Annotated in this window: 21 protein-coding genes; 20 read left to right on the plus strand and 1 reads right to left on the minus strand. The window is 60.7% G+C overall.

All coding sequences use genetic code 11. From position 1 onward, the window contains the following. Positions 1–5: 5 nt before the first annotated feature. The 20 genes from rsmH to HY308_12970 all read left to right on the plus strand — a co-directional run bounded on the left by rsmH (position 6) and on the right by HY308_12970 (position 24,398). Positions 6–950, plus strand: coding sequence for a 16S rRNA (cytosine(1402)-N(4))-methyltransferase RsmH (gene rsmH / locus HY308_12875; GenBank protein MBI3899172.1), 945 nt, complete (start codon positions 6–8; stop codon positions 948–950). Then, entirely contained in the window at positions 943–1,218 is a 276-nt protein-coding gene (gene ftsL, locus HY308_12880; GenBank protein ID MBI3899173.1) for a cell division protein FtsL, read from the plus strand. The genes rsmH and ftsL overlap by 8 nt, the downstream gene beginning before the upstream one ends. Next, positions 1,215–3,047 (plus strand): penicillin-binding protein 2, encoded by a 1,833-nt coding sequence (locus tag HY308_12885; protein MBI3899174.1) that lies wholly within the window; start codon positions 1,215–1,217, stop codon positions 3,045–3,047. The genes ftsL and HY308_12885 overlap by 4 nt, the downstream gene beginning before the upstream one ends. Continuing rightward, positions 3,044–4,504, plus strand: a complete 1,461-nt coding sequence (locus tag HY308_12890) for a UDP-N-acetylmuramoyl-L-alanyl-D-glutamate--2,6-diaminopimelate ligase (protein ID MBI3899175.1) — start codon at positions 3,044–3,046, stop codon at positions 4,502–4,504. The genes HY308_12885 and HY308_12890 overlap by 4 nt, the downstream gene beginning before the upstream one ends. Then, entirely contained in the window at positions 4,501–5,961 is a 1,461-nt protein-coding gene (locus tag HY308_12895; GenBank protein MBI3899176.1) for a UDP-N-acetylmuramoyl-tripeptide--D-alanyl-D-alanine ligase, read from the plus strand. The genes HY308_12890 and HY308_12895 overlap by 4 nt, the downstream gene beginning before the upstream one ends. 29 nt (positions 5,962–5,990) lie before the next feature. Then, entirely contained in the window at positions 5,991–7,073 is a 1,083-nt protein-coding gene (locus HY308_12900) for a phospho-N-acetylmuramoyl-pentapeptide-transferase (GenBank protein MBI3899177.1), read from the plus strand. A gap of 8 nt (positions 7,074–7,081) precedes the next feature. Beyond that, on the plus strand, positions 7,082–8,425 hold the full coding sequence (locus HY308_12905; protein ID MBI3899178.1) for a UDP-N-acetylmuramoyl-L-alanine--D-glutamate ligase: 1,344 nt from the start codon (positions 7,082–7,084) through the stop codon (positions 8,423–8,425). Continuing rightward, positions 8,422–9,585: a putative lipid II flippase FtsW gene (ftsW, locus tag HY308_12910; GenBank protein ID MBI3899179.1), complete on the plus strand. Its 1,164-nt coding sequence runs from the start codon at positions 8,422–8,424 to the stop codon at positions 9,583–9,585. Before HY308_12905 ends, ftsW begins: the two co-directional genes overlap by 4 nt. Before the next feature lie 8 nt (positions 9,586–9,593). Next, positions 9,594–10,658 carry an undecaprenyldiphospho-muramoylpentapeptide beta-N-acetylglucosaminyltransferase gene (gene murG / locus HY308_12915; GenBank protein MBI3899180.1) on the plus strand — a complete coding sequence of 355 codons (1,065 nt, stop codon included), beginning with the start codon at positions 9,594–9,596 and terminating at the stop codon, positions 10,656–10,658. Continuing rightward, positions 10,651–12,054, plus strand: coding sequence for a UDP-N-acetylmuramate--L-alanine ligase (murC, locus tag HY308_12920; protein MBI3899181.1), 1,404 nt, complete (start codon positions 10,651–10,653; stop codon positions 12,052–12,054). The genes murG and murC overlap by 8 nt, the downstream gene beginning before the upstream one ends. Then, positions 12,054–12,995, plus strand: coding sequence for a UDP-N-acetylmuramate dehydrogenase (gene murB, locus HY308_12925; protein MBI3899182.1), 942 nt, complete (start codon positions 12,054–12,056; stop codon positions 12,993–12,995). Before murC ends, murB begins: the two co-directional genes overlap by 1 nt. Then, entirely contained in the window at positions 12,992–13,912 is a 921-nt protein-coding gene (locus HY308_12930) for a D-alanine--D-alanine ligase (GenBank protein MBI3899183.1), read from the plus strand. Before murB ends, HY308_12930 begins: the two co-directional genes overlap by 4 nt. After that, positions 13,902–14,693, plus strand: coding sequence for an FtsQ-type POTRA domain-containing protein (locus tag HY308_12935; GenBank protein ID MBI3899184.1), 792 nt, complete (start codon positions 13,902–13,904; stop codon positions 14,691–14,693). Before HY308_12930 ends, HY308_12935 begins: the two co-directional genes overlap by 11 nt. Positions 14,694–14,700: 7 nt before the next feature. After that, complete coding sequence (gene ftsA, locus HY308_12940; GenBank protein MBI3899185.1) at positions 14,701–15,939, plus strand: cell division protein FtsA; 1,239 nt, start codon at positions 14,701–14,703, stop codon at positions 15,937–15,939. A 41-nt stretch (positions 15,940–15,980) separates the two neighbouring features. Further along, positions 15,981–17,135: a cell division protein FtsZ gene (ftsZ, locus tag HY308_12945; GenBank protein ID MBI3899186.1), complete on the plus strand. Its 1,155-nt coding sequence runs from the start codon at positions 15,981–15,983 to the stop codon at positions 17,133–17,135. A gap of 241 nt (positions 17,136–17,376) precedes the next feature. Continuing rightward, positions 17,377–18,288: a UDP-3-O-acyl-N-acetylglucosamine deacetylase gene (locus HY308_12950; protein MBI3899187.1), complete on the plus strand. Its 912-nt coding sequence runs from the start codon at positions 17,377–17,379 to the stop codon at positions 18,286–18,288. A gap of 139 nt (positions 18,289–18,427) precedes the next feature. Then, positions 18,428–19,348 (plus strand): M23 family metallopeptidase, encoded by a 921-nt coding sequence (locus HY308_12955; GenBank protein ID MBI3899188.1) that lies wholly within the window; start codon positions 18,428–18,430, stop codon positions 19,346–19,348. A gap of 94 nt (positions 19,349–19,442) precedes the next feature. Next, complete coding sequence (gene secA / locus HY308_12960) at positions 19,443–22,145, plus strand: preprotein translocase subunit SecA (GenBank protein ID MBI3899189.1); 2,703 nt, start codon at positions 19,443–19,445, stop codon at positions 22,143–22,145. Positions 22,146–22,173: 28 nt separating this feature from the next. Further along, the gene (gene argJ / locus HY308_12965; protein ID MBI3899190.1) at positions 22,174–23,394 is read left to right on the plus strand and encodes a bifunctional glutamate N-acetyltransferase/amino-acid acetyltransferase ArgJ; all 1,221 of its coding nucleotides are present in this window, start codon (positions 22,174–22,176) and stop codon (positions 23,392–23,394) included. Positions 23,395–23,411: 17 nt separating this feature from the next. After that, complete coding sequence (locus HY308_12970) at positions 23,412–24,398, plus strand: Nudix family hydrolase (protein MBI3899191.1); 987 nt, start codon at positions 23,412–23,414, stop codon at positions 24,396–24,398. Here HY308_12970 and HY308_12975 read toward each other — a convergent pair. Beyond that, positions 24,395–24,994, minus strand: a complete 600-nt coding sequence (locus tag HY308_12975; protein ID MBI3899192.1) for a dephospho-CoA kinase — start codon at positions 24,992–24,994, stop codon at positions 24,395–24,397. The two genes, HY308_12970 and HY308_12975, sit on opposite strands and share 4 nt — an antisense overlap. Positions 24,995–24,996 lie beyond the last annotated feature (2 nt).

Genomic DNA, 24,996 nt, shown 5'->3' on the forward strand with positions numbered 1-24,996 from the left:
GGCGCGTGAATGAAGCGTCGCACATCCCTGTACTCCTCGCTGAGGTAATACAGGCACTCAACGTCAAGCCCGATGCGGTAGTGGTCGATGCGACCTACGGCCGCGGTGGGCATGCCGGGGAAATCATGAAACAGTTGAGTGGGTCGGGTCGGCTGATAGCGCTGGATCGAGATCCGCAAGCGATTGCTGATGCGCGTCGCCGTTTTGCCGGCGAATCGCGCGTGCAGGTTGAACAATCCCGATTTTCACAAATCGGTCGCGTCTGCGACCGCCTGGCGCTTAGCGGCCGGGTCGATGGCATTTTGTTCGATTTCGGTGTTTCTTCGCCACAGCTCGATGATGCCGCCCGCGGCTTCAGTTTCCGCAATGCCGGTCCGCTCGATATGCGCATGGATCCCAGCACCGGTGAATCGGCAGCGGATTGGGTCAATCGCGCCGATGAAGTCGATATCGCCAATGTGATTTTTGAATACGGCGAAGAGCGTCACTCGCGTCGTATTGCCCGCGCCATCGTCCGCGCACGTGCGCAAGCGCCGATCACCGATACCCTTACGCTGGCCAAGCTCGTCGCCGCCGCCGTGCCGGGTCGTGAGCGCAAGAAGGACCCGGCGACACGCACATTTCAGGCGATCCGCCTGTATATCAATCGCGAGCTCGATGAGATCGATGCGGCGTTGCCGGAAGCCTTGCGCGTGCTCGCGCCGGCCGGACGTCTTGCAGTTATTAGTTTTCACTCGCTCGAAGACCGCCGCGTAAAAAATTTCATCCGTAACGAGGCCAACGGCCCGGAGATACCGCGCGGCATGCCGGCGCCACCGGTGCCGTTTCGGCCGCGGTTGCGCGCACTGGGCCGCGCTATTCGCGCGAGCGACACTGAAGTCGCGCGCAATCCGCGTGCTCGCAGTGCCGTGTTGCGCGTTGCCGAGCGCACCGAGGTGGCCCATGCCTAAGCCGTTGTTACTGCTTAGCCTCGCGGTCCTCGCCAGTGCGATGTTTGTTATTGAAGAACGCCATCAAAGTCGCCAGTTATTCGCGCAACTGCAGAAGTTGCAGGGTGAGCGCGACTCGCTCAACACCGAGTGGGGTCAGTTGTTGTTGGAAGAGGGCACGTGGTCCGAGCATCGGCGGGTTGAGACGGCAGCTCGGTTGCAGCTCGATATGAATACTCCGGCGCGCGACCGCATTGTCGTCGTGCGCCCGATCGCAGGCGCGCCATGACGAACGCCCGCCCCAAACCGGTTTCGCGCCTACGCTCGCGGTTGGTGCTGATATTCCTGTTCAGCGGCTTCGCGCTGCTGGCGGCGCGCGCGGTGTATTTGCAGGTGATCAATGCGAGTTATCTGCAATCGCAAGGGACGGCGCGATACACGCGCGTCGTTAAGGACAACTCGCATCGCGGCATGATCCTCGATCGCAACGGGGTGCCGCTCGCTATCAGCACACCGGTCGATTCGGTATGGGTGCATCCCGCCACCGCTTTGGAAGACCGTAAATCGTTCGGCGCGCTGGCGCGGGTGTTGGCGATGACGTCGGCCGAGTTGACCCAGTTGCTCGAACGCAATGCCGATCGCGAATTCCTGTATTTGAAGCGGCACGTACCGCCGAGCTTCGCCGAGCAGGTGATGCGCCTCAAGGTGCCCGGGGTGTCGCTGCTGCGTGAATATCGTCGCTACTATCCGTCGGGGCCGGTAGCCGGGCACGTGCTCGGTTTCACCAACGTCGACGATCACGGTCAAGAAGGCCTTGAGCTCGCGTACGACGCTAGTTTGCGCGCCATCCCTGGCACCAAGCGCGTGCTGAAAGACATGCGTGGCAATACGGTGGAGATGATCGAGAGCCTGCAGTTGCCGGTGCCGGGCAAAGATCTCGTCACTAGTTTGGATCGCCGCATTCAATATCTGGCTTATCGAGAGTTGAAGGCGGCCGTAGAAGCGAGCGGTGCACGCGCCGGCAGCGCGGTGGTGCTCGATGCTTATACGGGTGAGGTGTTGGCGCTGGTGAACGAGCCCGACTTCAATCCGAATAATCGCGCGCACCTGGATAGTCAGACATTCCGCAATCGCGTCGTCACCGATCTCTATGAGCCGGGCTCGACATTGAAACCATTCACCGTCGCCGCGGCTCTGGAGACCGGCAGATATACGCCGACGACGCTGATCGATACGACACCGGGCACGTTCCAAGTCGGCAATAAGCTTATCCGCGACATGCATAACTACGGTGTGATCTCAGTCGCCCGCGTTATCGAAAAGTCGAGCAACGTTGGCGCCAGCAAGATCGCGTTGTCGATGAAAGGCGAAACGCTGTGGAGCATGTTGCGGCGGGTCGGTCTCGCCGGTTCGACCGGTAGCAAGTTGCCCGGTGAAGTGACCGGCATTCTGCATCCGCCGACGACCTGGGTGCCGATCGAGCAGGCAACGGTGTCATACGGTTATGGTCTTTCGGTGACGCCGATCCAGCTCGCGCGCGCCTATACCGTGCTTGCCAACGGCGGTGAGTTGGCGCCGGTGACTTTGCTGCGGCAAGACACCCCGCCGGCGCGTAAGCGAGTGATGTCAGCGAAGATCGCGCAGGCGGTGCGGCAGATGCTGGAGCTTGCGGTCGGTGGCGACGGCACCGGCGGTGCCGCGCGCGTGCTCGATTATCGTGTCGGCGGCAAGACCGGCACCGTACACAAACTCATTGCCGGTAATTATGCCAGTCACGATTACGTCGCCTGGTTCGCCGGTTTTGCGCCGGCGACTAATCCACGTTTGGTGATGGTCGTGGCTATCGACGGTCCACAACGAGACCACCACTTTGGCGGTGACGTTGCCGCGCCGGTATTCGGACAAGTCATGGCGGGCGCGTTGCGGCTGCTCGATATTCCGCCGGATGCGCCGCGGCCGGCGGGAACGCAGATCGTGAAGACGCCGCCAGCGCACGATCGTGCGCCGGTGGCGAAGGTAGTCACGGAACCAAAATCTATTCCGCTCGCCAGTCAGCCGCCGCACCCAGGCGAAGGGAAAGTTGGCGCGTTGATGCGATCGATGGAGGCCGGCACATGAGCGCTGGCAAGAAATTGAGCGAGTTGCTGGCCGGCATCGGCGCCGTCAGTGGCGCTCAAGATCGCTTGGTGCAGGCGCTAACGTTGGATAGCCGCGCCGTTTCTACCGGCGCGTTGTTCGTCGCCTTGCCGGGCGCGCGTCATGACGGTCGTACCTTTCTCACGGATGTCGCCGCGCGCGGTGTTGCGGCAATTGTTTACGAGGCCAACGATTTCGTGCCGTCGGTATTACCGGTTCCGGCGATCGGTGTGCACGGTTTGGCGGACCATCTCGGCACCATCGCCGATCGTTTCTACGATGCGCCGTCACGGCGTTTAGTCGTCGTCGGCGTGACCGGTACCAACGGCAAGACCACGTGCACGCAATTGTTGGCGCAGGCGCTCGATCGCCCGCCGCGTCGCTGCGGCATCATCGGCACGCTCGGCTACGGTTTCCCCGGTGCGCTCGACGCCGGTCTGCATACAACGCCCGATGCGCTTGCCGTGCATCGCCTGTTAGCCGAATTCGTCGCTGCCTCGGCCGCGCATGTATCGATGGAAGTGTCCTCGCATGCGCTCGATCAAGGTCGCGTCAACGCCGTTGCCTTCGAGGTCGCGGTGTTCACCAACTTGAGCCGCGATCATCTCGACTATCACGGTGCGATGGAACATTACGCGGCGGCGAAGACCCGGCTGTTTACCTGCGCCGGTCTCAAGACCGCAGTGATCAATGGCGATGACGAGCACGGTCGCAAGCTCATCGATCTCTTGGCCGGTCGTGCGCGCGTCATCGCTTACGGTCGTTCGGCCGGCGACGTTTACGCTCGTTCATTGAAGTGCTCGCGTGAGGGGTTGCAGTTAATCGCCGCCACACCGCAAGGCGACGTCGAAATTCGCGCACCGCTCTTCGGTGAGTTCAATGCCTTGAACCTAGTCGCGGTGTTGGCCACGTTGCTTGCGCTTGGGCTCGACGCCACCGACGCCGCGCAACGGCTCGCCGGCGCCCGGCCGGTACCGGGACGGGTCGAACGTTTCGGCGGCGGCGTGCAGCCGCTGGTCATGATCGACTATGCACATACACCGGATGCGCTCGAGCAAGTATTACAGGCGTTACGGCCGCATGTCAGCGGGCAGCTGTGGTGCGTGTTTGGTTGCGGTGGCAACCGCGATCGCGGTAAGCGGCCGCAGATGGGGGCGATCGCCGAGCGCCTGGCCGATGTCGTTATCCTCACCGACGACAATCCACGGCACGAAGCGGGCGCGACCATCATCGACGAGATTCGCGCTGGCATGCGGCAACCGGCGCGTGTGATCCGCGATCGGCGCGCCGCCATTACCGCCGCGCTGAGCGAAGCGGCTAGCGACGATGTCGTGCTGATCGCCGGCAAAGGTCACGAGGACTATCAGCAGATCGGCGATACCCGTCACCCGTACAGTGATCGCGACACCGTGCGCGAGCTATTGGGGCGGGCCGCATGATGTCGCTCGAATTGCTTGCCAACGAGTTGCGCGCACCTTGGGTCGGACCGGACGTTCGTTTCACCGGCGTCGGTACTGACACGCGTACCTTACAAAAGGGCGATCTGTTCGTCGCCTTGACCGGCCCCAACTTCGACGGCCACCACTTTTTGGCGCAAGCGATGGCGAAGGGCGCGGTCGCGGCGTTGGTCGCGCGCGAGCTCGATACCGCGCTGCCGTATGTGCATGTCGCCGACACTCGACTCGCGCTCGGCGAGTTCGCGGCGTTTTGGCGTCGCCAATTCAATATCCCGGTGGTCGCTGTTACCGGCAGCAACGGCAAGACCACCGTCAAAGAAATGATCGGCAGCATCTTGGCGCAGGTCGGCCCGGTTTGCGTGACTCGCGGCAACTACAACAACGATATCGGTTTGCCGCTGACGTTATTGCGTCTGCGCAGCAGTGATCGCACCGCGGTGATCGAGATGGGCATGAACCATCGCGGCGAGATCGACTACTTGTCGCGTCTGACGCAGCCGACGGTGGCGCTCATCAACAACGCCGCCGAAGCGCACCTCGCCGGTCTCGGCAGTCTCGATCAGGTGGCGCGTTCGAAGGGCGAAATTTTTATGGGCCTGGCCAAGGACGGTGTGGCCATTCTCAACGCCGATGATCCTTACCTCGGACTGTGGCGCTCGCTAGCGGCGCCGCGCAAGTGCCTGACATTCGGTTTGGACCATCCTGCGGATTTCACGGCGCAGTATCAGTTGAGCACCGCGGGTAGCGCCATCCAGATGCAAACCCCCCACGGAGAGGTCGAAATGCGCATTGCGTTGATCGGCAAACACAACGTGTTGAACGCCCTTGCCGCGGCGGCGGCGTCATTGAGCGCCGGTGCCACCGCTGCCGATGTGATCAAAGGATTGGAAAAACTCCAAGCCATCTCCGGTCGGCTCGAGTTCAAAGCCGGCCTCAGCGGCGCGCGCGTGATTGACGACACGTACAACGCCAATCCCGGTTCAGTCACCGCCGGCCTGCAAGTGTTGCGCGAATCGAGGGGCGAACGCGTGCTGGTGCTCGGCGATATGGGCGAGCTCGGACCGTCGGCACCCGACATTCATCGGCGCATCGGCGAGTTGGCGCAGCATCTCGGCATCGATCGGCTATATGCGCTCGGCGAGCTCAGTGCGCTCGCGGTCGAACGCTTCGGTAAAGGCGGCAAGCATTTCCGCGCGCGCGAGGCGTTGATCGAGGCGCTGGTCGATTGCATGCACGGCGATATGACGTTGCTGGTGAAGGGATCTCGCATGATGCAGATGGAGAAGGTTGTTGCTGGGATTATTCAGCAGCCCGATCTTATGAAGGTCGCCGCTCACCTCGCGGGAGAGGGGAGCGCGGGCGCGAAGGAAGTCGAGCGGTCGTCGGTTTCCTCCTCTTCTCATAGCTCCTCCACGAGTGGGGAGGGAGAGACGGAATGAAAACACTTTTAATAACTGGAGCCACCTAATTGCTCTACTACCTGTTTGAGCGCTTAGCGACCGAGTTCTCGATTTTCAATGTCTTTCGCTATCTCACCTTTCGCGCGATCTTGGGCGTGATCACGGCGCTCGTGATCTCGTGGTGTATCGGTCCGGTCGTCATCCGCCGATTGGTCTATCGGCAGATGGGTCAGGCGATCCGCAAAGACGGGCCGCAAAGCCATTTGTCCAAGGTCGGCACACCGACCATGGGCGGGGCGATGATCCTGATCGCGGTGTTCGTCGCCACGTTATTGTGGGCCGATCTGCGCAATCGTTTTGTCTGGGTCGTCTTGTTGGTAACGCTCGCCTTCGGCGCGATCGGTTGGGTCGACGATTACAAAAAGGTCATCAACAAAGATCCGAAAGGGTTGGCCGCCAAGTGGAAGTTTTTCTGGCAGACCGTATTCGGTTTCGGCGCTGCTACTTTTCTGTACCTGACGGCGCAGACACCGGCGGAGACCGGCTTATTGGTGCCGCTGTTGAAGGATGTGATCGTGCCGCTCGGCCCGGTGTACATCCTGCTGAGCTACTGCGTGATCGTCGGCAGCAGCAACGCCGTTAACTTCACCGACGGTCTCGACGGCTTGGCGATCATGCCGTCGGCGCTGGTCGCCGCCGGTCTCGGTGTGTTCGCCTACGTCACCGGTCACGCCAACTTCTCGGCGTACTTAGGATTTCCGCACATCGCCGGTGTCGGCGAAGTGCTGATCATCTGCGCCGCCATCGTCGGCGCCGGCCTCGGCTTCCTCTGGTTCAACACCTATCCGGCGATGGTGTTCATGGGCGACATCGGCGCGCTCGCGCTCGGTGCGGCACTCGGCGCCATTGCCGTGGTCGTACGTCAGGAACTGGTGTTGTTCATCATGGGCGGCGTGTTCGTGATGGAGATGGTGTCGGTCATCTTACAAGTGGTGTCGTTCAAGCTCACCGGCAAGCGCATCTTCCGGATGGCGCCGTTGCACCACCATTTTGAATTGAAGGGTTGGCCGGAACCGCGCGTGATCGTGCGCTTCTGGATCATTTCACTGATCCTGGTCTTGATCGGTTTGGCGACGTTGAAGATTCGGTAATGTTGGCAATGGCAAAGACAGCGATGAAGAAGCGTGCACTGGTGGTGGGCCTCGGGTTCACGGGCGCGACCTGCGTGCGTTATTTACTGAAGCAAGGTTACGACGTCGTCGGCGTCGATACGCGTCGGCAACCGCCGAATCTCCACGAGCTGCAGCGCGAATTCCCGAACGTAGTGCTGCACACCGGTGGTCTCGACGAACGTTTGTTACGCGATCATGACTTACTGGTCGTTAGCCCCGGGGTGTCGTTGAAAGAGCCGGCGATTGCGCAAGCGATCGCTGCCGGTAGCGAAGTGGTCGGCGACATCGAGCTGTTCGCGCGCGCTGCCAAAGCGCCGGTGTTGGCCATTACCGGCGCCAACGGCAAGAGCACGGTGACGTCGTTGGTTGGAACAATGTGCCAGATTGCCGGCCTCAATACGAAAGTCGGCGGCAACATTGGTGTCGCGGCGCTGTCATTGCTCGGCCCGCGTGAGCCGCACGTGTACGTGCTGGAGCTGTCGAGCTTTCAGTTGGAGACCACGTCGAGCTTGAATGCGCGTGCGGCGACGGTGCTCAACATTACCCCCGACCATATGGACCGCTACGCCGACATTAACGATTATGCCGCCGCTAAAGCGCGCATTTTTCGCGGCGACGGCTTGATGGTGCTCAACGCCGACGACGCGATCGTGCAGCAGTTGGTCCAGCCGGCGCGGCGGGTCGCGCGTTTCTGTTTAGGCGAGCCGTCGTCATCGATTGACTATGGTCTGCAGCAACGCAACGGTGAAACTTGGTTGGTGCATGGCGACGAGCCGATCCTGCGCGCGGTCGACGTGCCGCTGCCGGGAAGTCACAACTTGGCGAATGTGTTGGCGGCGTTGGCACTGACCGATGCGCTCAATGTTCCGCGCGCGGCGCAAGTGGCGGCGGTGCGCGCGTTCAAAGGCTTGCCGCATCGCACCGAGTTGGTCGGCGAACGCGATGGTGTGCGCTGGATCAACGATTCGAAGGGCACGAACGTCGGTGCGACCGCGGCGGCATTGAACGGTATGACGGCGCCGGTGGTGTTGATCGCCGGCGGCGACGGCAAAGGTGCTGACTTCAGCGAGCTCAAGGACGTTTGCGCCGCGCATGCGCGCGCCGTCGTCCTCATCGGCCGCGACGCCGCCAAGATCGAGGCGGCGCTGCAGGGCGTCGTACCGACGCAGCACGCACACGATATGAAAGAGGCGGTACGCGCGGCGCACGCGTTCGCCCAGCCGGGCGATATCGTCTTGCTGTCGCCGGCGTGCGCCAGTCTCGATATGTACAAGAACTACGAGCATCGCGGCGCGACCTTCCGCGCCGCCGTCGAGGAGCTGCTCCGATGAGCCGCGTGCTGACCGCCGACGATACACGCGCCGCCGGCCGCGCCCGCGCTCCGTGGGACTACACGCTAATCGGCGCGGTGCTGGCGCTGGCGTCGTTCGGGTTGGTAATGGTGCACTCGGCGTCGGTCGACTATGCCACGCGTACCCAAGGCAGCAGCCTGTATTTTCTGCTGCATCACGGATTTTATCTATTCATCGGCGCCATCTTCGCCGCCTTCGCCGTACGCACCCGCGTGAGCTGGTGGGCTGCTGCCGGTCCGTACTTATTATTAGTCGGGCTGGTGTTGCTGGTGGTGGTGCTGTTGCCCGGTATCGGCATGAACGTCAACGGCAGCTCGCGCTGGTTACGCTTAGGGCTGATAACGGTGCAGCCGTCCGAATTCATGAAGCTGTTCATCGTCGCCTACGTTGCCGGCTATCTCGTACGCAAGCAGGAAGAGCTCAAAAAATTCACGCGCGGCATCTTGATGATCGGCATCGTCGTCGCCATGGTCGGCATTCTGCTGTTGCTGGAACCTGATCTCGGCAGTGTCGTCGTCATTAGCATTACCGTGTTGACGATGTTGTTCCTCGGCGGCGTCCGTTTCTGGCACTTCATGCTCGTCGTCGGTGCCGGTGCCGTTGGTGTCGTCGCGCTGACATTGATCGCGCCGTACCGCATGAACCGCGTGACCAGTTTCCTCGATCCGTGGGCCGATCCGTTCGGTACCGGCTTTCAGCTGGTGCAGGCGTTGATCGCGTTCGGTCGCGGTGAGTGGTTCGGCGTCGGTCTCGGCGCGAGCGTGCAGAAGTTGTCGTACTTGCCGGCGGCACATACCGATTTCTTAATGGCGGTGATCGCCGAAGAGCTCGGTCTCATGGGCGTGCTCACGGTGATCGGACTCATCGGTGTGATAACGCTGCGTGCCTTCGCCATCGCTCGTCAGGCGGAGGCCGCCGGCCAGCTCTATGGCGCACGTCTGGCGCAGGGGCTCGGCATGCTGCTGTCGACGCAAGCGATGATCAATCTTGGCGTGAACATGGGACTGCTGCCGACCAAGGGGCTGACCTTGCCGTTCTTGAGCTACGGCGGTTCGAGCATCGTCGTCTGTTCGATCGCCGCCGGCTTACTGCTGATGATCGAACGCGAATCGCGCGGCCTCGTATGGGGGCGCCATTGAGCGGCGTCATGATCATGGCCGGCGGCACCGGCGGTCACGTGTTTCCCGGTCTCGCGGTGGCGCGGCGCTTGCGTGCGCAACAAGTACCGGTGATGTGGCTCGGCACCCGCGAAGGTTTAGAAGCGCGCGTGGTGCCGGCAGCGGCGCCCGATATCGATATGGAATGGATCACGATTCGCAGCGTGCGCGGCGGTGGTGTATTGCGTTGGTTGGCGTTGCCGTGGCGCATGGCGCGGGCGATGGCGCAGGCGTTCGCGGTGTTACGTCGGCGGCGACCGCAAGTGGTGTTGTCGATGGGCGGTTTTGTCGCCGGCCCCGGCGGATTAGTGGCCTGGCTCACACGCACGCCGCTGTTGATTCATGAGCAGAACGCGATCCCCGGCATGACGAATAAATGGCTGGCGTTGTTCGCGCGCCAAGTGCTTACCGGTTTTCCGATCACCTTCGGTAATCACAAACGCGTGCGCCACGTCGGTAATCCGGTACGCGCCGAAATCGCCCGTCTGCCGGATCCGACGGCGCGCTTCATCGGCCGCCAGGGCGCATTGCGCTTGCTGGTCGTCGGCGGCAGCTTGGGGGCGACGGCGTTGAATCAGGTGGTGCCGCAAGCCTTGCGCGCACTGAATGCAACCGCGCGGCCCGAGGTGTGGCATCAATGTGGACGCGATTCGGTGGTCAAGGTTGAACAGGCCTACGGCGATGTGCCGGCGAAAGTGCTGTCGTTTATCGACGATATGGCGGCGGCGTATGCCTGGGCCGATGTCGTTCTGTGTCGTGCCGGCGCGATGACGGTTGCTGAGCTTGCTGCCGCCGGTCTCGGCGCCATCCTCGTACCGTATCCGCATGCGGTCGATGATCATCAGACGGCCAATGCGCGCTTTTTGGTAGATCGCGGCGCTGCCGTATTAGTGCAACAACGCGAGCTCATGGCCGAGCGGTTGGTGGAGTTGCTGCAGACATTCAGCGCCGATCGGCAAGCCTTATTAAAGATGGCGCAAGCGGCACGTGCCTGCAGCTTGCCGACCGCCGACGATACGGTGGCGCAGCTGTGTCTGGAGGTGTGCCATGCGTGATCGCGTCAGGCGCGTGCACTTCGTCGGCATCGGTGGCGTCGGAATGTGCGGCATCGCCGAAGTGTTGCACAACCAGGGTTATGAAGTATCCGGTTCGGATGCGCGCGAGAGCGCCAACACGCGTCGTTTGCAGCAACTGGGCGTCACCGTACGCATCGGCCATGTCGCCGATTGGGTGAAGGGCGTCGACGTGGTTGTCATCTCGTCGGCGGTCACCAACGACAACCCGGAAGTGGTGGCGGCCCGTGCCGCCAAGGTCCCGGTGATTCCACGTGCGGAGATGCTGGGTGAATTGATGAAGCTGCAGCGTGGCATTGCCATCGCCGGCACGCATGGCAAGACCACGACCACGAGCTTGGTAGCGAGCTGCCTCGCGGAGGGTGGGATCGATCCGACCTTCGTCATCGGCGGTCGCTTGAACAGCGCCGGCACCCACGCGCGTCTCGGTCGCGGCGAATACTTGGTCGCCGAAGCCGACGAATCGGACGCGTCGTTCCTGCATCTAACGCCGTTCATGGCGGTCGTCACCAACATCGATGCCGACCACATGGAAACCTACGGCGGCGACTTCGAAAAGTTGAAGCAAACCTTCGTCGACTTTCTGCACAATTTGCCGTTCTACGGGTTGGCGGTGTTGTGCACCGATGATCCGGTCGTGCGCGACATTCTGCCGGCGGTGCACAAACCCGTGCGTACCTACGGCATCGATTCGGCGGCCGACGTGCGGGCGCACGACGTGCGCCAAGACGGATTGCAGATGAGCTTCCGTGTGAGCTTGCCGGGCGCGCCCAACTGGGCCGAGATCACGGTTAATCATCCCGGCCGGCATACCGTATTGAATACGCTCGCCGCCATCACCGTCGCGCACGCGCTCGAGATTAAAAAAGAGGCGATCGTGCGCGCGCTCGCGCAATTCGGCGGCATCGGTCGGCGTTTCCAAATCAACGGCCGCGTTACTGTCGACGGCGGCGATGTCATTCTGGTCGACGATTACGGCCATCATCCGCGCGAGCTCGCCGTCACTATCGCCGCCGCGCGCGGTGCATGGCCGGAGCGGCGCTTGGTGGTGGTGTTCCAACCGCATCGTTACACGCGCACACGCGATCTGCTCGACGACTTCAGCGCCGTGCTGAGCGAACTCGACGTGTTGTTGTTGACCGAGGTTTACGCGGCCGGCGAAGCACCGATCAGCGGCGCCGATGGTCGGGCGCTGGCACGGGCAATCCGCACGCGCGGCCGCACCGATCCTATCTTCGTTGCCGATGTGCAGACGTTGCCGGAAGCCCTGCAAGGCGTGCTGCGAGCGAATGACGTGGTATTGACGCTCGGCGCCGGCAGCATCGGTCAAGTCGCGGCGAGCTTGGCGGACGCGTTGTCGACCGGGAGGGCTGAATGATGGGGCTGCGACGCAACCCACCCCCACCCTCATTCCCTCCCCCTGAGGGGGAGGGAGGCGAGCCGTTGCTGCGCGGTCAACTGCTTAAAAATGAGCCGATGGCGCGCCATACGAGCTGGCGTGTCGGCGGTCCAGTCGATCGTTTTTACGTGCCGGCCGATGTCGACGATCTGGCGGCGTTTTTGCGAACGTTGCCGGCTGACGAGGCCATCCATTGGGTGGGCTTGGGCAGCAACTTATTAGTTCGCGATGGCGGCGTGCGCGGCACCGTGATCGTTACCAGCGGCGCGCTCGGCGGGCTGAAAGTGCTGGCGCCCGAGCGCGTGCGGGCTGAGGCCGGCGTCGCTTGTGCCAAGCTCGCGCGCTTGTGCGTTAACCAAGGTTTGAGCGGCGCCGAATTCATGGCCGGCATTCCCGGCACCGTCGGCGGCGCGTTGGCAATGAACGCCGGTGCGCACGGTGGCGAGACCTGGAGCTTCGTCGAGGCGGTCGAAACGGTCGATCGCGCCGGCGTGCTGCGGCAGCGTACCGCCGCCGAATACCAAGTCACCTATCGGCGCGTGCAGGGCCCGACGAACGAATGGTTTATCGCCGGTCACTTTCGTTTCCCCAAGGACACGAAACAAGAAGGTCGCGGTCTGATTCGACGCTTGCTGGCGCGCCGCGGCGCAACTCAACCGACGCAGCTGCCGAACGCCGGTTCGATCTTCAAGAATCCGCCGAACGATCATGCCGCACGGTTGATCGAGGCTTGCGGTTTGAAGGGCGCGCGCGTTGGCGCCGCCGCCGTGTCCGAATTGCATGCGAACTTTATCGTCAATACCGGCGGCGCTCGTGCCGCCGATATCGAGCGGCTGATCGCGCTGGTGCAGGCGGAAGTTGAAACCAAACAAGGGGTGCACCTCGAGACCGAGGTGCGGGTCATTGGTGAAGCGGTATGAATAACAAACGATTTGGCAAAGTTGCCGTACTGATGGGTGGCCGCTCGGCGGAACGCGAGATCTCGCTGTTGAGCGGTAACGCGGTATTAGCGGCGTTGCGTCGCCAGGGCGTCGATGCGCATGCGTTCGACCCGGCGGAACGGCCGCTGGAAGATTTGCGGCGCGACGGTTTTGCGCGCGCCCATATCGCTTTGCACGGGCGCTTCGGCGAAGACGGCACGGTGCAGGGCGCGCTCGAGCTGCTCGGCCTTCCGTACACCGGCAGCGGCGTGATGGCGTCGGCGATCGCGATGGACAAGTGGCGCACCAAGCTCATGTGGCAGGCGGTCGGTGTGCCGACGCCGCGCTATACGATGCTCGATGCCGACAGCGATTTCGATGCCGTGGTCAAGAATTTGGGATTGCCGCTGATCGTGAAGCCGGCGTGCGAAGGATCCACCATCGGTTTGAGCAAAGTGACGACCGCGAAAGATTTGCCGACGGCGTACCAACTTGCCGCACAACACGATCGTTTGGTGTTGGTCGAAGAGTTCATCGCCGGACAGGAACTGACCGCCGCGATTATCGGCGATACCGCGTTGCCGCTGGTGCGCATCCAACCGATGGTCGAGTTGTACGACTACCAAGCGAAATATTTCTCCGATGACACGAAATATTTTTGTCCGAGCGGCCTGCCGGCCGAGCAGGAACGGACGATTCAACAGCAGGCGTTGCAGGCGTATCGCATCGTCGGTTGCGAAGGATGGGGCCGGGTCGATGTAATTTTGCACAGCTCCGGCAAGCCGTATTTTCTAGAGGTCAACACCTCGCCGGGAATGACCGGCCACAGTCTGGTGCCGATGGCGGCGAAGCAAGCCGGCATCGACTTCGACGAATTGGCGTTACGCATTTTGGAAACGAGCCATCGTGATCGCTGAACGCGCTAACACGATCAATTACGCTGCGGTCGCGACGGCGCTGCGGTTCGTCATTGCGCTCGGATTTCTGGTGGCGTTTTCGTACGCTGCCGATTGGTTGTTGCGGGCGGAGAACTATCCGGTACGGGCGTTGTATTTCGAAGGTCCGTTCAAACATGTCCAGCATCGCAAGCTCGAAGCGGCGGTGCTCAGTACCGTCCGCGGCAACTTTTTTCTGGTCGATTTGACCGCCGTGCGGCAACGGCTGGAGAGCGTGCCGTGGGTGCAGGGCGTCTCGGTGCGCCGCCGCTTTCCGCAGGACATCGTCGTCGAATTTACCGAGCAGCAATTGATCGCTCGTTGGGGCGACGCCGCCTGGGTGAATTCCAACGGTGAGGTGGTGCGGGTCGACGGTAGCGACTTGCCGACCGATCTGCCGCGTCTGGCCGGTCCTGATGGAACGGCGCCGCAGGTGCTGACCGCTTTTAGCGATTTTCAAGCGTCGCTGGCCAAGCTCAATCTTCGGTTGACGGGATTGAGCTTAACGGCGCGGCGTAGTTGGCGATTGGAGCTCGATGGCGCGGCCGAAGGCGGCCCGCTGGTGCTGGTGCTCGATCACCAACAACCGCAGGCGCGACTGGAACGATTTGCGCAGGTCTACGGCGCAACGCTGGCCGAGCAGGCGCATGCGATCAAGCAAGTCGACCTGCGTTACACGAACGGGTTCGCGGTGGAATGGCGTGACCCGAATGCAGCAAGCGCGAGTACCGCAGAGGCGGCAGCCTCGCGCAACGAGGGTTAACAAAAGAATGGCAAAAAGAGACGACGGAAAATTGATCGTGGGGTTGGATATCGGCACCTCGAAGGTGCTGGCGATCGTGGCTGAAGTGACACCGACGGGTGAGGTCGAAATCGTCGGTGTCGGCCATCATCCGTCGCGCGGTATGAAGCGGGGTGTGGTGGTTAACATCGAGTCGACCGTGCAATCGATTCAGCGCGCGGTCGAAGAGGCCGAGCTGATGGCCGGCTGCCAAATTCATTCGGTATTCGCTGGAATCGCCGGTTCGCATATTGCCAGCTTCAATTCGCACGGCATCGTCGCTATCAAGGACAAAGAAGTTGGTCAGGACGACGTCGAGCGCGTGCTCGAAGCGGCGCGGGCGTTGGCGATTCCGGCCGATCAAAAACTGCTGCACATCTTGCCGCAGGAATTCATCATCGATAAGCAAGACGGTATCCGCGAGCCGATCGGCATGAGCGGGGTGCGGCTTGAAGCGAAGGTGCACATCGTTACCGGCGCCGTGAGTGCGGCACAGAACATCGTCAAGTGCGTGCGTCGCTGCGGGCTCGAAGTCGACGACATCATTCTGGAGCAGCTTGCTTCCAGTATGTCGACGCTGACCGAAGACGAGAAAGAGCTCGGTGTGTGCATGATCGACATCGGCGGCGGTACTACCGATATCTCGGTGTTCACCGAAGGCGCGATCCGGCATACCGCCGTGATTCCAATCGCCGGCGATCAAGTCACGAACGACATCGCGATTGCGTTGCGTACACCGACGCAGTTCGCCGAGGACATCAAACAGAAATACGGCTGCGCGTTGACGCAGCTCGCGCATCGCGACGAGTCGCTCGAAGTTCCGAGCGTCGGCGATCGTGCGCCGCGCAAATTGTCGCGACAGATGCTGGCGGAAGTGATCGAGCCGCGCATCGAAGAGCTTTACGGCCTGGTGCAGGCGGAATTGCGCCGCAGCGGTTTCGAGGACGTGCTCGGTTCGGGCATGGTCATCACCGGTGGCAGCAGCAAGATGGAAGGCATGGTGGATTTGGCGGAAGAGGTATTCCACATGCCGGTACGTTTGGGCATCCCGCAGTACGTTGGCGGGTTGAAGGGCGTTGTGCAGAACCCGATTTTCGCGACTGGTGTCGGGCTCGTGCTCTACGGTGCGCGCAGTCGCCAAGGCAGAGGTTTCGTGCCCCGGCCACAAGTAGCCGGAGTGAAAGGCCTTTGGACAAAAATGCGAGGTTGGTTTGAAGGCAACTTCTAACGATTTTCTATTTATGACGGATATATCTGGAGGTACTAACAATGTTTGAGCTCATCGACACCTACGGCCAACAAGCCGTTATCAAAGTAATAGGAGTGGGCGGCGGCGGCGGAAACGCGGTTGACCACATGGTTGCGGCTAATATCGACGGCGTCGAGTTCATTATCGCCAACACCGATGCCCAGGCGTTGAAGCGCACGCAGGCGAAAACCGTGCTACAGCTTGGCACCAACCTAACCAAAGGATTGGGTTGCGGTGCTGATCCTACGGTCGGTCGGCAGGCGGCAGTCGAAGATCGCGAGCGTATCGCTGAAGTGTTGCAGGGCGCCGATATGATCTTTATTACCGCCGGCATGGGCGGTGGCACCGGCACCGGCGCGGCGCCGGTAGTGGCGCAGGTGGCGAAGGATATGGGCGTGCTGACGGTCGCGGTCGTGACCAAACCGTTCCCCTTCGAAGGCAAGAAGCGCATGGCGATAGCCGAGCAAGGTATCCGCGAGCTCAGCGAGTTCGTCGACTCCATCATTACTATTCCGAATGAAAAGCTCCTAACCATCCTTGGCAAGGGCGCAAGTTTGCTCGATGCCTTCGCCAAGGCGAACCAAGTGCTGCAGAATGCCGTGCAGGGTATCGCTGAGTTGATTACTCGTCCGGGCCTTATCAACGTCGACTTTGCTGACGTTCGTACGGTGATGTCAGAGATGGGTATGGCGATGATGGGTTCGGCCACGGCTACTGGCGAGGGTCGGGCGCAAGAAGCGGCTATGGCGGCGATCTCCAGCCCGCTGCTCGAGGATGTCCATATTTCTGGCGCGCGTGGTTTGCTGGTGAACATCACGGCTGGACTTAATATGTCGATTGGTGAGTTCGAGGAGGTCGGTAATACGATTAAGGAATTCGCCGCGGAAGACGCGACTGTGGTCATCGGTACGGTCATCGAGCCGCAGTTGACCGACGAGCTCCGGGTGACGGTGGTTGCCACCGGCCTTGGCCAAGATAAGCGTAAGCAGCAACACCAGCACCAACACCAGCCGTATAAGGTGATAAAAACAGGAACTGGAACAATGGATTACGAGTCGCTGGACACCCCGACCGTGATTCGCCATCGCCGGTCCGATCGGCGCTCAGAGGGCGCTGTGGACGGTGGGTTAGAATATTTGGATATACCCGCTTTCTTGCGCAAACAAGCTGACTAAGTGCAAGGCTGTTCATCCGTTCGTCGTGGGATGAGGTCCAAATAGTAAATACCCACGAAATGCGGCTGGACAGCCTCAGCTATTTGTTCTTAAATTACTCCGAATCCGTTGTTTCCACGGAGGATGGATTGGCTGCCGTCGCAATGTTCCGCAGCAGGGGTAGCCGCGCTCACCTCCACAGTGACTGGGACGTTGCATTTATCCAATCGTTTGTGAGCGAAAAAACACGCGATAAAGAGTAATGATTAAGCAGCGCACACTTAAAAATGTCATCCGCGCTACCGGCGTCGGTTTGCATACGGGGGAAAAGGTTTACCTGACGCTGCGTCCAGCGCCGGTGGAAACCGGCATTGTATTCCGTCGTACGGATCTCAAGGCTCCGGTCGAGATCCGTGCTCGTCCTGAGAATGTTTCCGATACGCGTTTATCAACCACGCTTGAATCGAACGGCGTACGCGTATCGACCGTTGAACATTTAATGTCGGCGTTTGCCGGTTTAGGTATCGACAACGCTTATGTCGAATTGACCGCGCCCGAAGTTCCGATCATGGACGGTAGCGCTGGTCCGTTTGTATTTCTTATTCAATCTGCCGGCATTGCCGAGCAGGTGGCGCCTAAGCGCTTTATTCGTATTAAACGCCGTATCGAACTGACCGATGGTGACAAATGGGCTGCATTCGAGCCGTTTGAGGGCTTTAAGGTTTCGTTCGGTATCGACTTCGATCATCCGATGTTCCGCAGCTCGGCGCAGCATACCTGTGTAGATTTCTCGACTACCTCGTTCGTACGCGAAGTAAGCCGCGCGCGTACCTTCGGTTTTATGGCCGATCTCGAGACCATGCGTCAGGCCGGGCTAGCGCGCGGCGGCGGTATGGACAACGCCATCGTGCTCGACGAATACCGCATGCTGAACGACGATGGGCTACGTTACGAAGACGAGTTTGTTAAGCATAAGGTGCTGGATGCCATCGGCGATCTTTATTTGTTAGGTTGCCCCTTGATCGGTGCTTTCAGTGCTTATAAGTCTGGCCATTCGCTCAATAATCGTTTACTACGTCAGCTCGTCGCTACGCGCGATGCCTGGGAGCTGATGACTTACACCGATAACGAGGAAGCACCCATCTCGTTTATCCGGACGCTGCCGGCAACCTGATTTAGGTCAGATCGGAAAAGTTCGTCCACCCGACTTTTCCGACGACGCGAGCACAGTGTAATTTGCTGGCTCGCGCCAGCCGTCGTTTGCAAGGCAGCCCGCGCCTGAGGGCGGCTTAACTAAAAATAAGAGAGAGCCGATGAACATCATTCTCGTTCCAGGCAAGTCAGGTAGCGGTAGGAACAGCTGCCTTTCTCACCGCCACCTCATGGTGATTATCTTCGTCGGCGGTGTGCTGCTGCCGTTCATTATTGGATTCGTCGCCCTACGTATTCAATCCTTAGTGAATCGATCCGCTGTTGCGGAAGATCGAATTACGACGTTTGCCGCTGAGATCACCAATCAGTCGCGCGCACTGGAAGCTGCAAAGCAACAAGCAAGCACGCACCTTAACGCGTTGGCATTGCGCATGGGCCAACTGCAAGCGCAGGTACTTCGGCTTAATGCGTTGGGCGGAAGACTGACGCGGATGGCAGGGTTGGACGATCGTGAGTTCGATTTTGAGGGCGAGGTGGCGCAGGGCGGACCGGAGCGTCTGACGCAAGCGCAGGGGATAGATGTTTCGACCAGCCTGGATCGATTGGCTGATGAAATCCGCGGCTCAGAGACGCGCCTAAGGGCGCTTGATGCCTTGCTGCTGCATCGCCGAGTGACGGAAGCAGTGACGCCCACCGGCTGGCCGGTCGAAGGAGGTTTTATTTCTTCTGGTTTCGGTGAACGTGCCGATCCCTTTTCCGGCAATGTTGCGTTTCATTCGGGCGTTGATATTGCCTCCCACTTTGGTTCACCCATTCGCGCAATGGCCGATGGTGTTGTCTCATTCTCGGGGGAAACGACCGGCTATGGTCGAGTCATCGAGCTTACCCATGCCAGCGGCCTGGTCACGCGCTATGCGCATACCCTATCGCTGTTGGTCAAGGTCGGTGATAAGGTGACCCGCGGCGACGCTATTGCATTGGTAGGCTCGTCGGGCCGATCTACGGGCCCTCATGTCCATTTCGAGGTGTTAAAGGACGGCCAAGCAGTGAATCCGATGGCATACTTACAAGCTGCTCGTTAGGTCGGGATCTGTCGCTTCAAGTCGCTGTCATTTTCCTCCATAATCCCGCGCTTCAAGCCGAATTTGTTGCGCACCGCGCGGTTTTTTCTCAATGATCACCAAAACACTTACCAAGATTTTCGGTAGCCGAAATTCTCGGCTACTTAAGACCATGCAACGGCAGGTCGAGCGCATTAATACGCTCGAGCCGAGCGTGGCAGCGTTGTCCGATGAAGCCTTGCGAGCCAAGACGGCTGAATTTAAGACGCGTGTCTCGCAAGGCGAAGAGCTGGACGCACTGCTGCCGGAAGCCTTTGCAGCGGTGCGCGAAGCGGCCAAACGCGCGCTCGGCATGCGGCATTTCGACGTTCAGCTGATCGGCGGCATGGTGCTGCATCAGGGCAAGATTGCCGAGATGCGTACCGGCGAAGGCAAAACGCTGATGGCAACCTTGCCGGCGTACCTCAACGCGCTGTCGGGCCGCGGGGTGCATGTGGTAACGGTGAATGACTACCTCGCCCGCCGCGACGCGGAATGGATGGGCAAGGTTTATAGCTTCTTGGGGCTGACCGTAGGTGTGGTTGTGCCTGGACAGGATCGCGACACCAAACGCGCCGGTTACGCCGCCGATATTACTTATGGCACCAACAACGAATACGGTTTCGATTACCTGCGCGACAACATGGCATTTCGTGCCGAGGATCGTGCCCAGCGCGGTCTGAATTTTGCCATTGTCGATGAAGTCGACTCGATCCTGATCGACGAGGCGCGCACGCCACTGATCATCTCCGGCCCGGCGGAAGAGAGCACCGATCTTTACGTCAAGATCAACACGATCATCCCGAAGCTGCAGAAACAAGAGCAGGAAGACGGTCCGGGCGATTACAGCGTCGACGAAAAAACGCGCCAGGCGTTCCTCACCGAAGCCGGGCACGAGAAGGTCGAACGTTTGCTTACACAAGCCGGCTTGCTTGAGGCAGGCGGCAATCTCTATGACGTTTCCAGTCTAGCGTTGATGCATCACCTCAACGCCGCTTTGCGGGCGCATGCGTTGTATCGGCGCGAGGTCGACTACATCGTGCGTGATGAGCAGGTCATCATCATCGATGAGTTCACCGGCCGCATGATGGTAGGGCGGCGCTGGTCCGAGGGTCTGCATCAGGCGATCGAGGCCAAAGAAGGCGCGCGGATCGAGAACGAGAACCATACGCTCGCGACCATCACCTTCCAGAATTATTTCCGGCTGTATAAGAAATTGTCGGGCATGACCGGAACCGCCGACACCGAGGCCTTCGAGTTCCAGCAGATTTATGGCCTCGAAGTCGTTGTCATCCCGACGCACAACCCGATGGTGCGGCAGGACAACGGCGATCAGGTTTACCGGACCGCTAAGGAAAAACACGTTGCCATCTTTACCGACATCAAAGATTGCAACGCCCGTGGACAGCCGGTGCTCGTCGGCACGATCTCAATCGAAGCGTCCGAGCAGCTGTCGCGTCTGCTTGAAAAGGAAAAGATTCCGCATCAAGTATTGAACGCCAAGCAACACGAGCGCGAAGCGTTGATCGTCGCGCAGGCGGGCAGCCCGGGTGCGGTGACGATTGCGACCAACATGGCGGGCCGCGGCACCGACATCGTGCTCGGCGGTAACTTGACCATGGAACTCGCCGCGGTTGGCGATGACGCGCAAAAGCAGCAACAAATTCGCGCCGATTGGGAGCAACGTCACCGGCAAGTCGTCGCCGCCGGTGGTTTGCACGTAGTCGGCACCGAGCGCCACGAGTCGCGCCGTATCGACAATCAGCTGCGTGGACGTTCCGGTCGGCAAGGCGATCCGGGGTCGACTCGCTTCTATCTATCGCTCGAAGACAACTTACTGCGTATCTTCGGTTCCGACCGAGTCGCCGGCCTCATGCAAAAACTCGGCATGGAGGAAGGCGAGGCGATCGAGCATCCGTGGGTAACGCGGGCGATCGAAAACGCGCAACGCAAGGTCGAAGGGCGCAACTTCGATATCCGCAAGCAGTTGCTCGAGTACGATGACGTCGCTAATGAGCAGCGCAAAGTTATTTACGATCAACGCAATCGCTTGCTCGACGTCGGCGATATCTCCGACAGTATTCGCGCTATTCGCCACGATGTGGTTAACGCCGCCATCGATCAATACCTCCCGGCGCAAAGTCTACCGGAGCAGTGGAATGTCCCGGCGCTGGAAGAGAATGTAGAACGCGAGTTCGGCGCGAAGCTACCGCTCGCGCGTTGGTTGGACGAGGACAGTGCCCTCGACGACAGCAAACTGCGCGAACGCATCCTTAGCGAAATCGAGCGGCGCCAAGAAGAAAAAGCCGCCGGCGCCGGCCCAGAGGTAATGCGTCACTTAGAGAAAGCGGTGATGCTGCAGGTGCTGGATCAACAGTGGAAAGATCACCTGGCGGCGATGGATTATTTGCGTCAGGGCATTCATCTGCGCGGCTACGCCCAGAAGAACCCGAAGCAGGAATACAAGCGCGAGGCGTTCGAGCTGTTCTCCGATATGCTCGGGCGAGTGAAGCACGAAGTTGTAACGATGCTCGCGCGCCTGCAATTTCAACAGCAGCCGGAAGCGGCGCCGGTGGTTGAACCGCCGCCACCGCGACCGCAACCGCCGATGCAGTTTTTGCATCCGTCCGCTGACGGCAATGAAGCCACCCACGAAGGTGATGATGTCGCTGTGGCCCAGCGTCCAGCGGTGCGCAAGCAGCCGAAGGTCGGTCGCAATCAACCGTGTCCGTGCGGCTCCGGTAAGAAATATAAACAGTGTCACGGCCGGCTCGAATGAGCCGCCGCTTCCGTTAGGCGAAACTTCGATGGCAGTTGGACTCACCGGTCTTCCGACCATGCATCCCGTTGCCGGCGTTCGGCTGGGCACGACCATGGCGGGCCTGCGTAAAGCGAATCGTCGCGATCTAGTCGTGATTGAATGCACGCCGAGTACGGAAGCCGCTGCGACCTTTACCCGCAATCGTTTTTGCGCCGCGCCGGTCCACGTTGCGCGGGCACATCTCGAGAGCGGTGCAGTGCGGGCGTTGGTAATCAATACCGGTTTTGCCAATGCCGGTACCGGCGACGCCGGTCTGCAGGATGCGAACGCCACCTGCGCCGCGCTCGCGCACGCAATTAGTTGCAATGCATCACAGATATTGCCGTTCTCGACCGGAGTGATTGGCGAGCGCTTTCCGCTCGACCGTTTGACGGCCGGATTGCCGTCGGCGGTGGCTGCGCTGAGCGAGTCTGGCTGGGCCGACGCCGCGTACGGCATCATGACCACGGATACCGTGCCCAAAGGCAGCTCGCGTCGTCTCAAGCTCGGCGAGCATGAGATTACCATTACCGGTATCACTAAGGGTGCCGGCATGATCCGCCCCGATATGGCAACGATGTTGGCGTTTATTGCCACCGACGCTGCCGTTGGCCAAGCGGCGCTGGCGGCCTGCATCAGCGACGCGACCGACGCCTCGTTCAATCGTATTACAATCGACGGCGATACCTCGACTAACGATGCCTGTGTGTTGCTGGCAACCGGTCGCGCCGGTAACGATCGCATCGACCAACCGCAGGGTGCGCTTTACGAACGCTTTCGTACGGCGGTGCGCGAAGTCTGTATCGAGCTGGCGCAGGCGATTGTGCGCGACGGCGAAGGTGCGACCAAATTCATCACCGTCGAAGTAATCGATGGTGACTCCGAAGCGGATTGTTTGGCAGTGGCCTACACCATTGCTCATTCGCCGTTGGTTAAAACGGCGTTCTTCGCTTCCGATCCGAATTGGGGCCGGCTATTGGCGGCGGTCGGTCGCGCGCCGATTGCGCGGCTCGATGTCGACCGAGTGGCGATCTGGCTCAACGACACCTGTGTGGTACGGAACGGCGCGCTCGCCGCCGATTACACCGAAGCCAAGGGGCGCGAGGCGATGCGTCCGGCCGAAATTCATGTGCGGGTATCGCTCGGGCTTGGTCACCATCGTACGCAGGTTTGGACTTGTGACTTCTCGCACGACTACGTGCGAATCAACGCCGATTACCGCAGCTAATCCGCTAGAAGCGTGAAGTGACGCGACCTGCAATCCATGTCGTTGCCGGCCTGCTGATCGACGGCCGCCGCATATGTCTTTCGCGCCGCCGGGCCGATGTGCATCAAGCTGGCAAATGGGAATTCCCTGGCGGTAAATTGCACGCGGGTGAGACGCCGTATGCCGCGCTCGCACGCGAGTTGCACGAAGAGCTCGGTATCGACGTCGAGCAGGCGCAGCCGTTCGTACAGGTGCACCACGCCTATCCCGAGCTCGATGTGTTGCTCGATATCTGGCAGGTACAGCGCTATCGCGGCGTGCCTTATGGTCGAGAGGATCAAGAAGTGCGCTGGTCCGATATTGCGCAGCTTGTACCCAGTGAATTTCCCAACGCTGACCGGCCGGTATTGCGGCGCCTGCAACTTCCATCGTTGTACCTCATCAGTGACGCGCACCGTTTGGGCGAAGCCGTGTTCGAGCAGCGGCTCGAGCGGGCGTTGGCCGCGGGCGCGCGTTTGGTTCAGTTGCGTGAGCCTGGGCTCGACCGCCAACGATTTTGTGCTTATGCGCGACGACTTTCGACGGTCTGCCGGCAGTACGGCGCACGGCTGTTAGTGAATGCGGAACCGGAGTGGGTGCGCGAATGCGACGCTGACGGGGTGCATCTAAATAGCCGGCGGCTCATGACGCTGTCGGTGCGTCCGCTCGGTGTCGATCAATGGGTCGCTGCTTCTTGCCACAATGCGGCGGAGATCAAACGTGCCCAAGCGTTGGCGGTCGATTTCGTCGTGCTCGGTCCGGTGCAATCGACGGCGAGTCATCCGGCAGCGACCGTGCTCGGATGGGACGCTTTTGCGGCGCTGAGTGTCGACTCTCCGTTGCCGATTTATGCGCTGGGGGGGATGCGCACCGACGATATTTCGCCAGCACGAGCGAACGGTGCGCAAGGGCTAGCGATGATCAGTGGTGTGTGGGGGTGTGACGACTTCGAGCGCGTCGTGCGGGCGCTCAGCCCACAAAGTTAGTTGGCAGCGGCGAGCGCGCGATAGCGGGTGTCGAGTCGCTCGATATCGTGTTCCAGTTGTTCGAGCGTACCTTTGTTGGCGATAACGTCGTCAGCGTGAGCAAGTCGCTGCGATCGACCGGCCTGTGCTGCCATGATGCGAACCACCGCCTGTTCAGCGACGCCGTCGCGCATCATGGTTCGCTCGATCTGATGTTTCTTATCGGCGTCGACGACCAACACTCGATCGACAAATTCCTCGAAGTGGGTCTCGATCAGCAGTGGTACCACAATGATGCAATAAGGTTCGTTCAGCTTGGCCAGCTCCGCTTTCACGGTGTTGCGAATGCGCGGATGGAGAATCGCTTCGAGCCGATGGCGCGCGGTCGGATCGTCGAATATGAGTCCGCGGACTTTGGCGCGATCGAGATTGCCGTTGGCATCGATGACGTCGGCGCCAAAGGCACGCTCGATTTCTTGCAGCGCTGGTTGGCCGGCGCGCACGAGATCATGCGCAATTTCATCGGTGTCGATCACCGGCGCGCCGCGGCGGGCGAACATAGCCGCGACCGTGGATTTTCCGCTACCGATTCCGCCTGTCAGTCCGATCCGTAACATAC

The sequence above is a fragment of the Gammaproteobacteria bacterium genome, assembly GCA_016199745.1.
Classification (GTDB): Bacteria; Pseudomonadota; Gammaproteobacteria; order Acidiferrobacterales; family Sulfurifustaceae; genus JACQFZ01.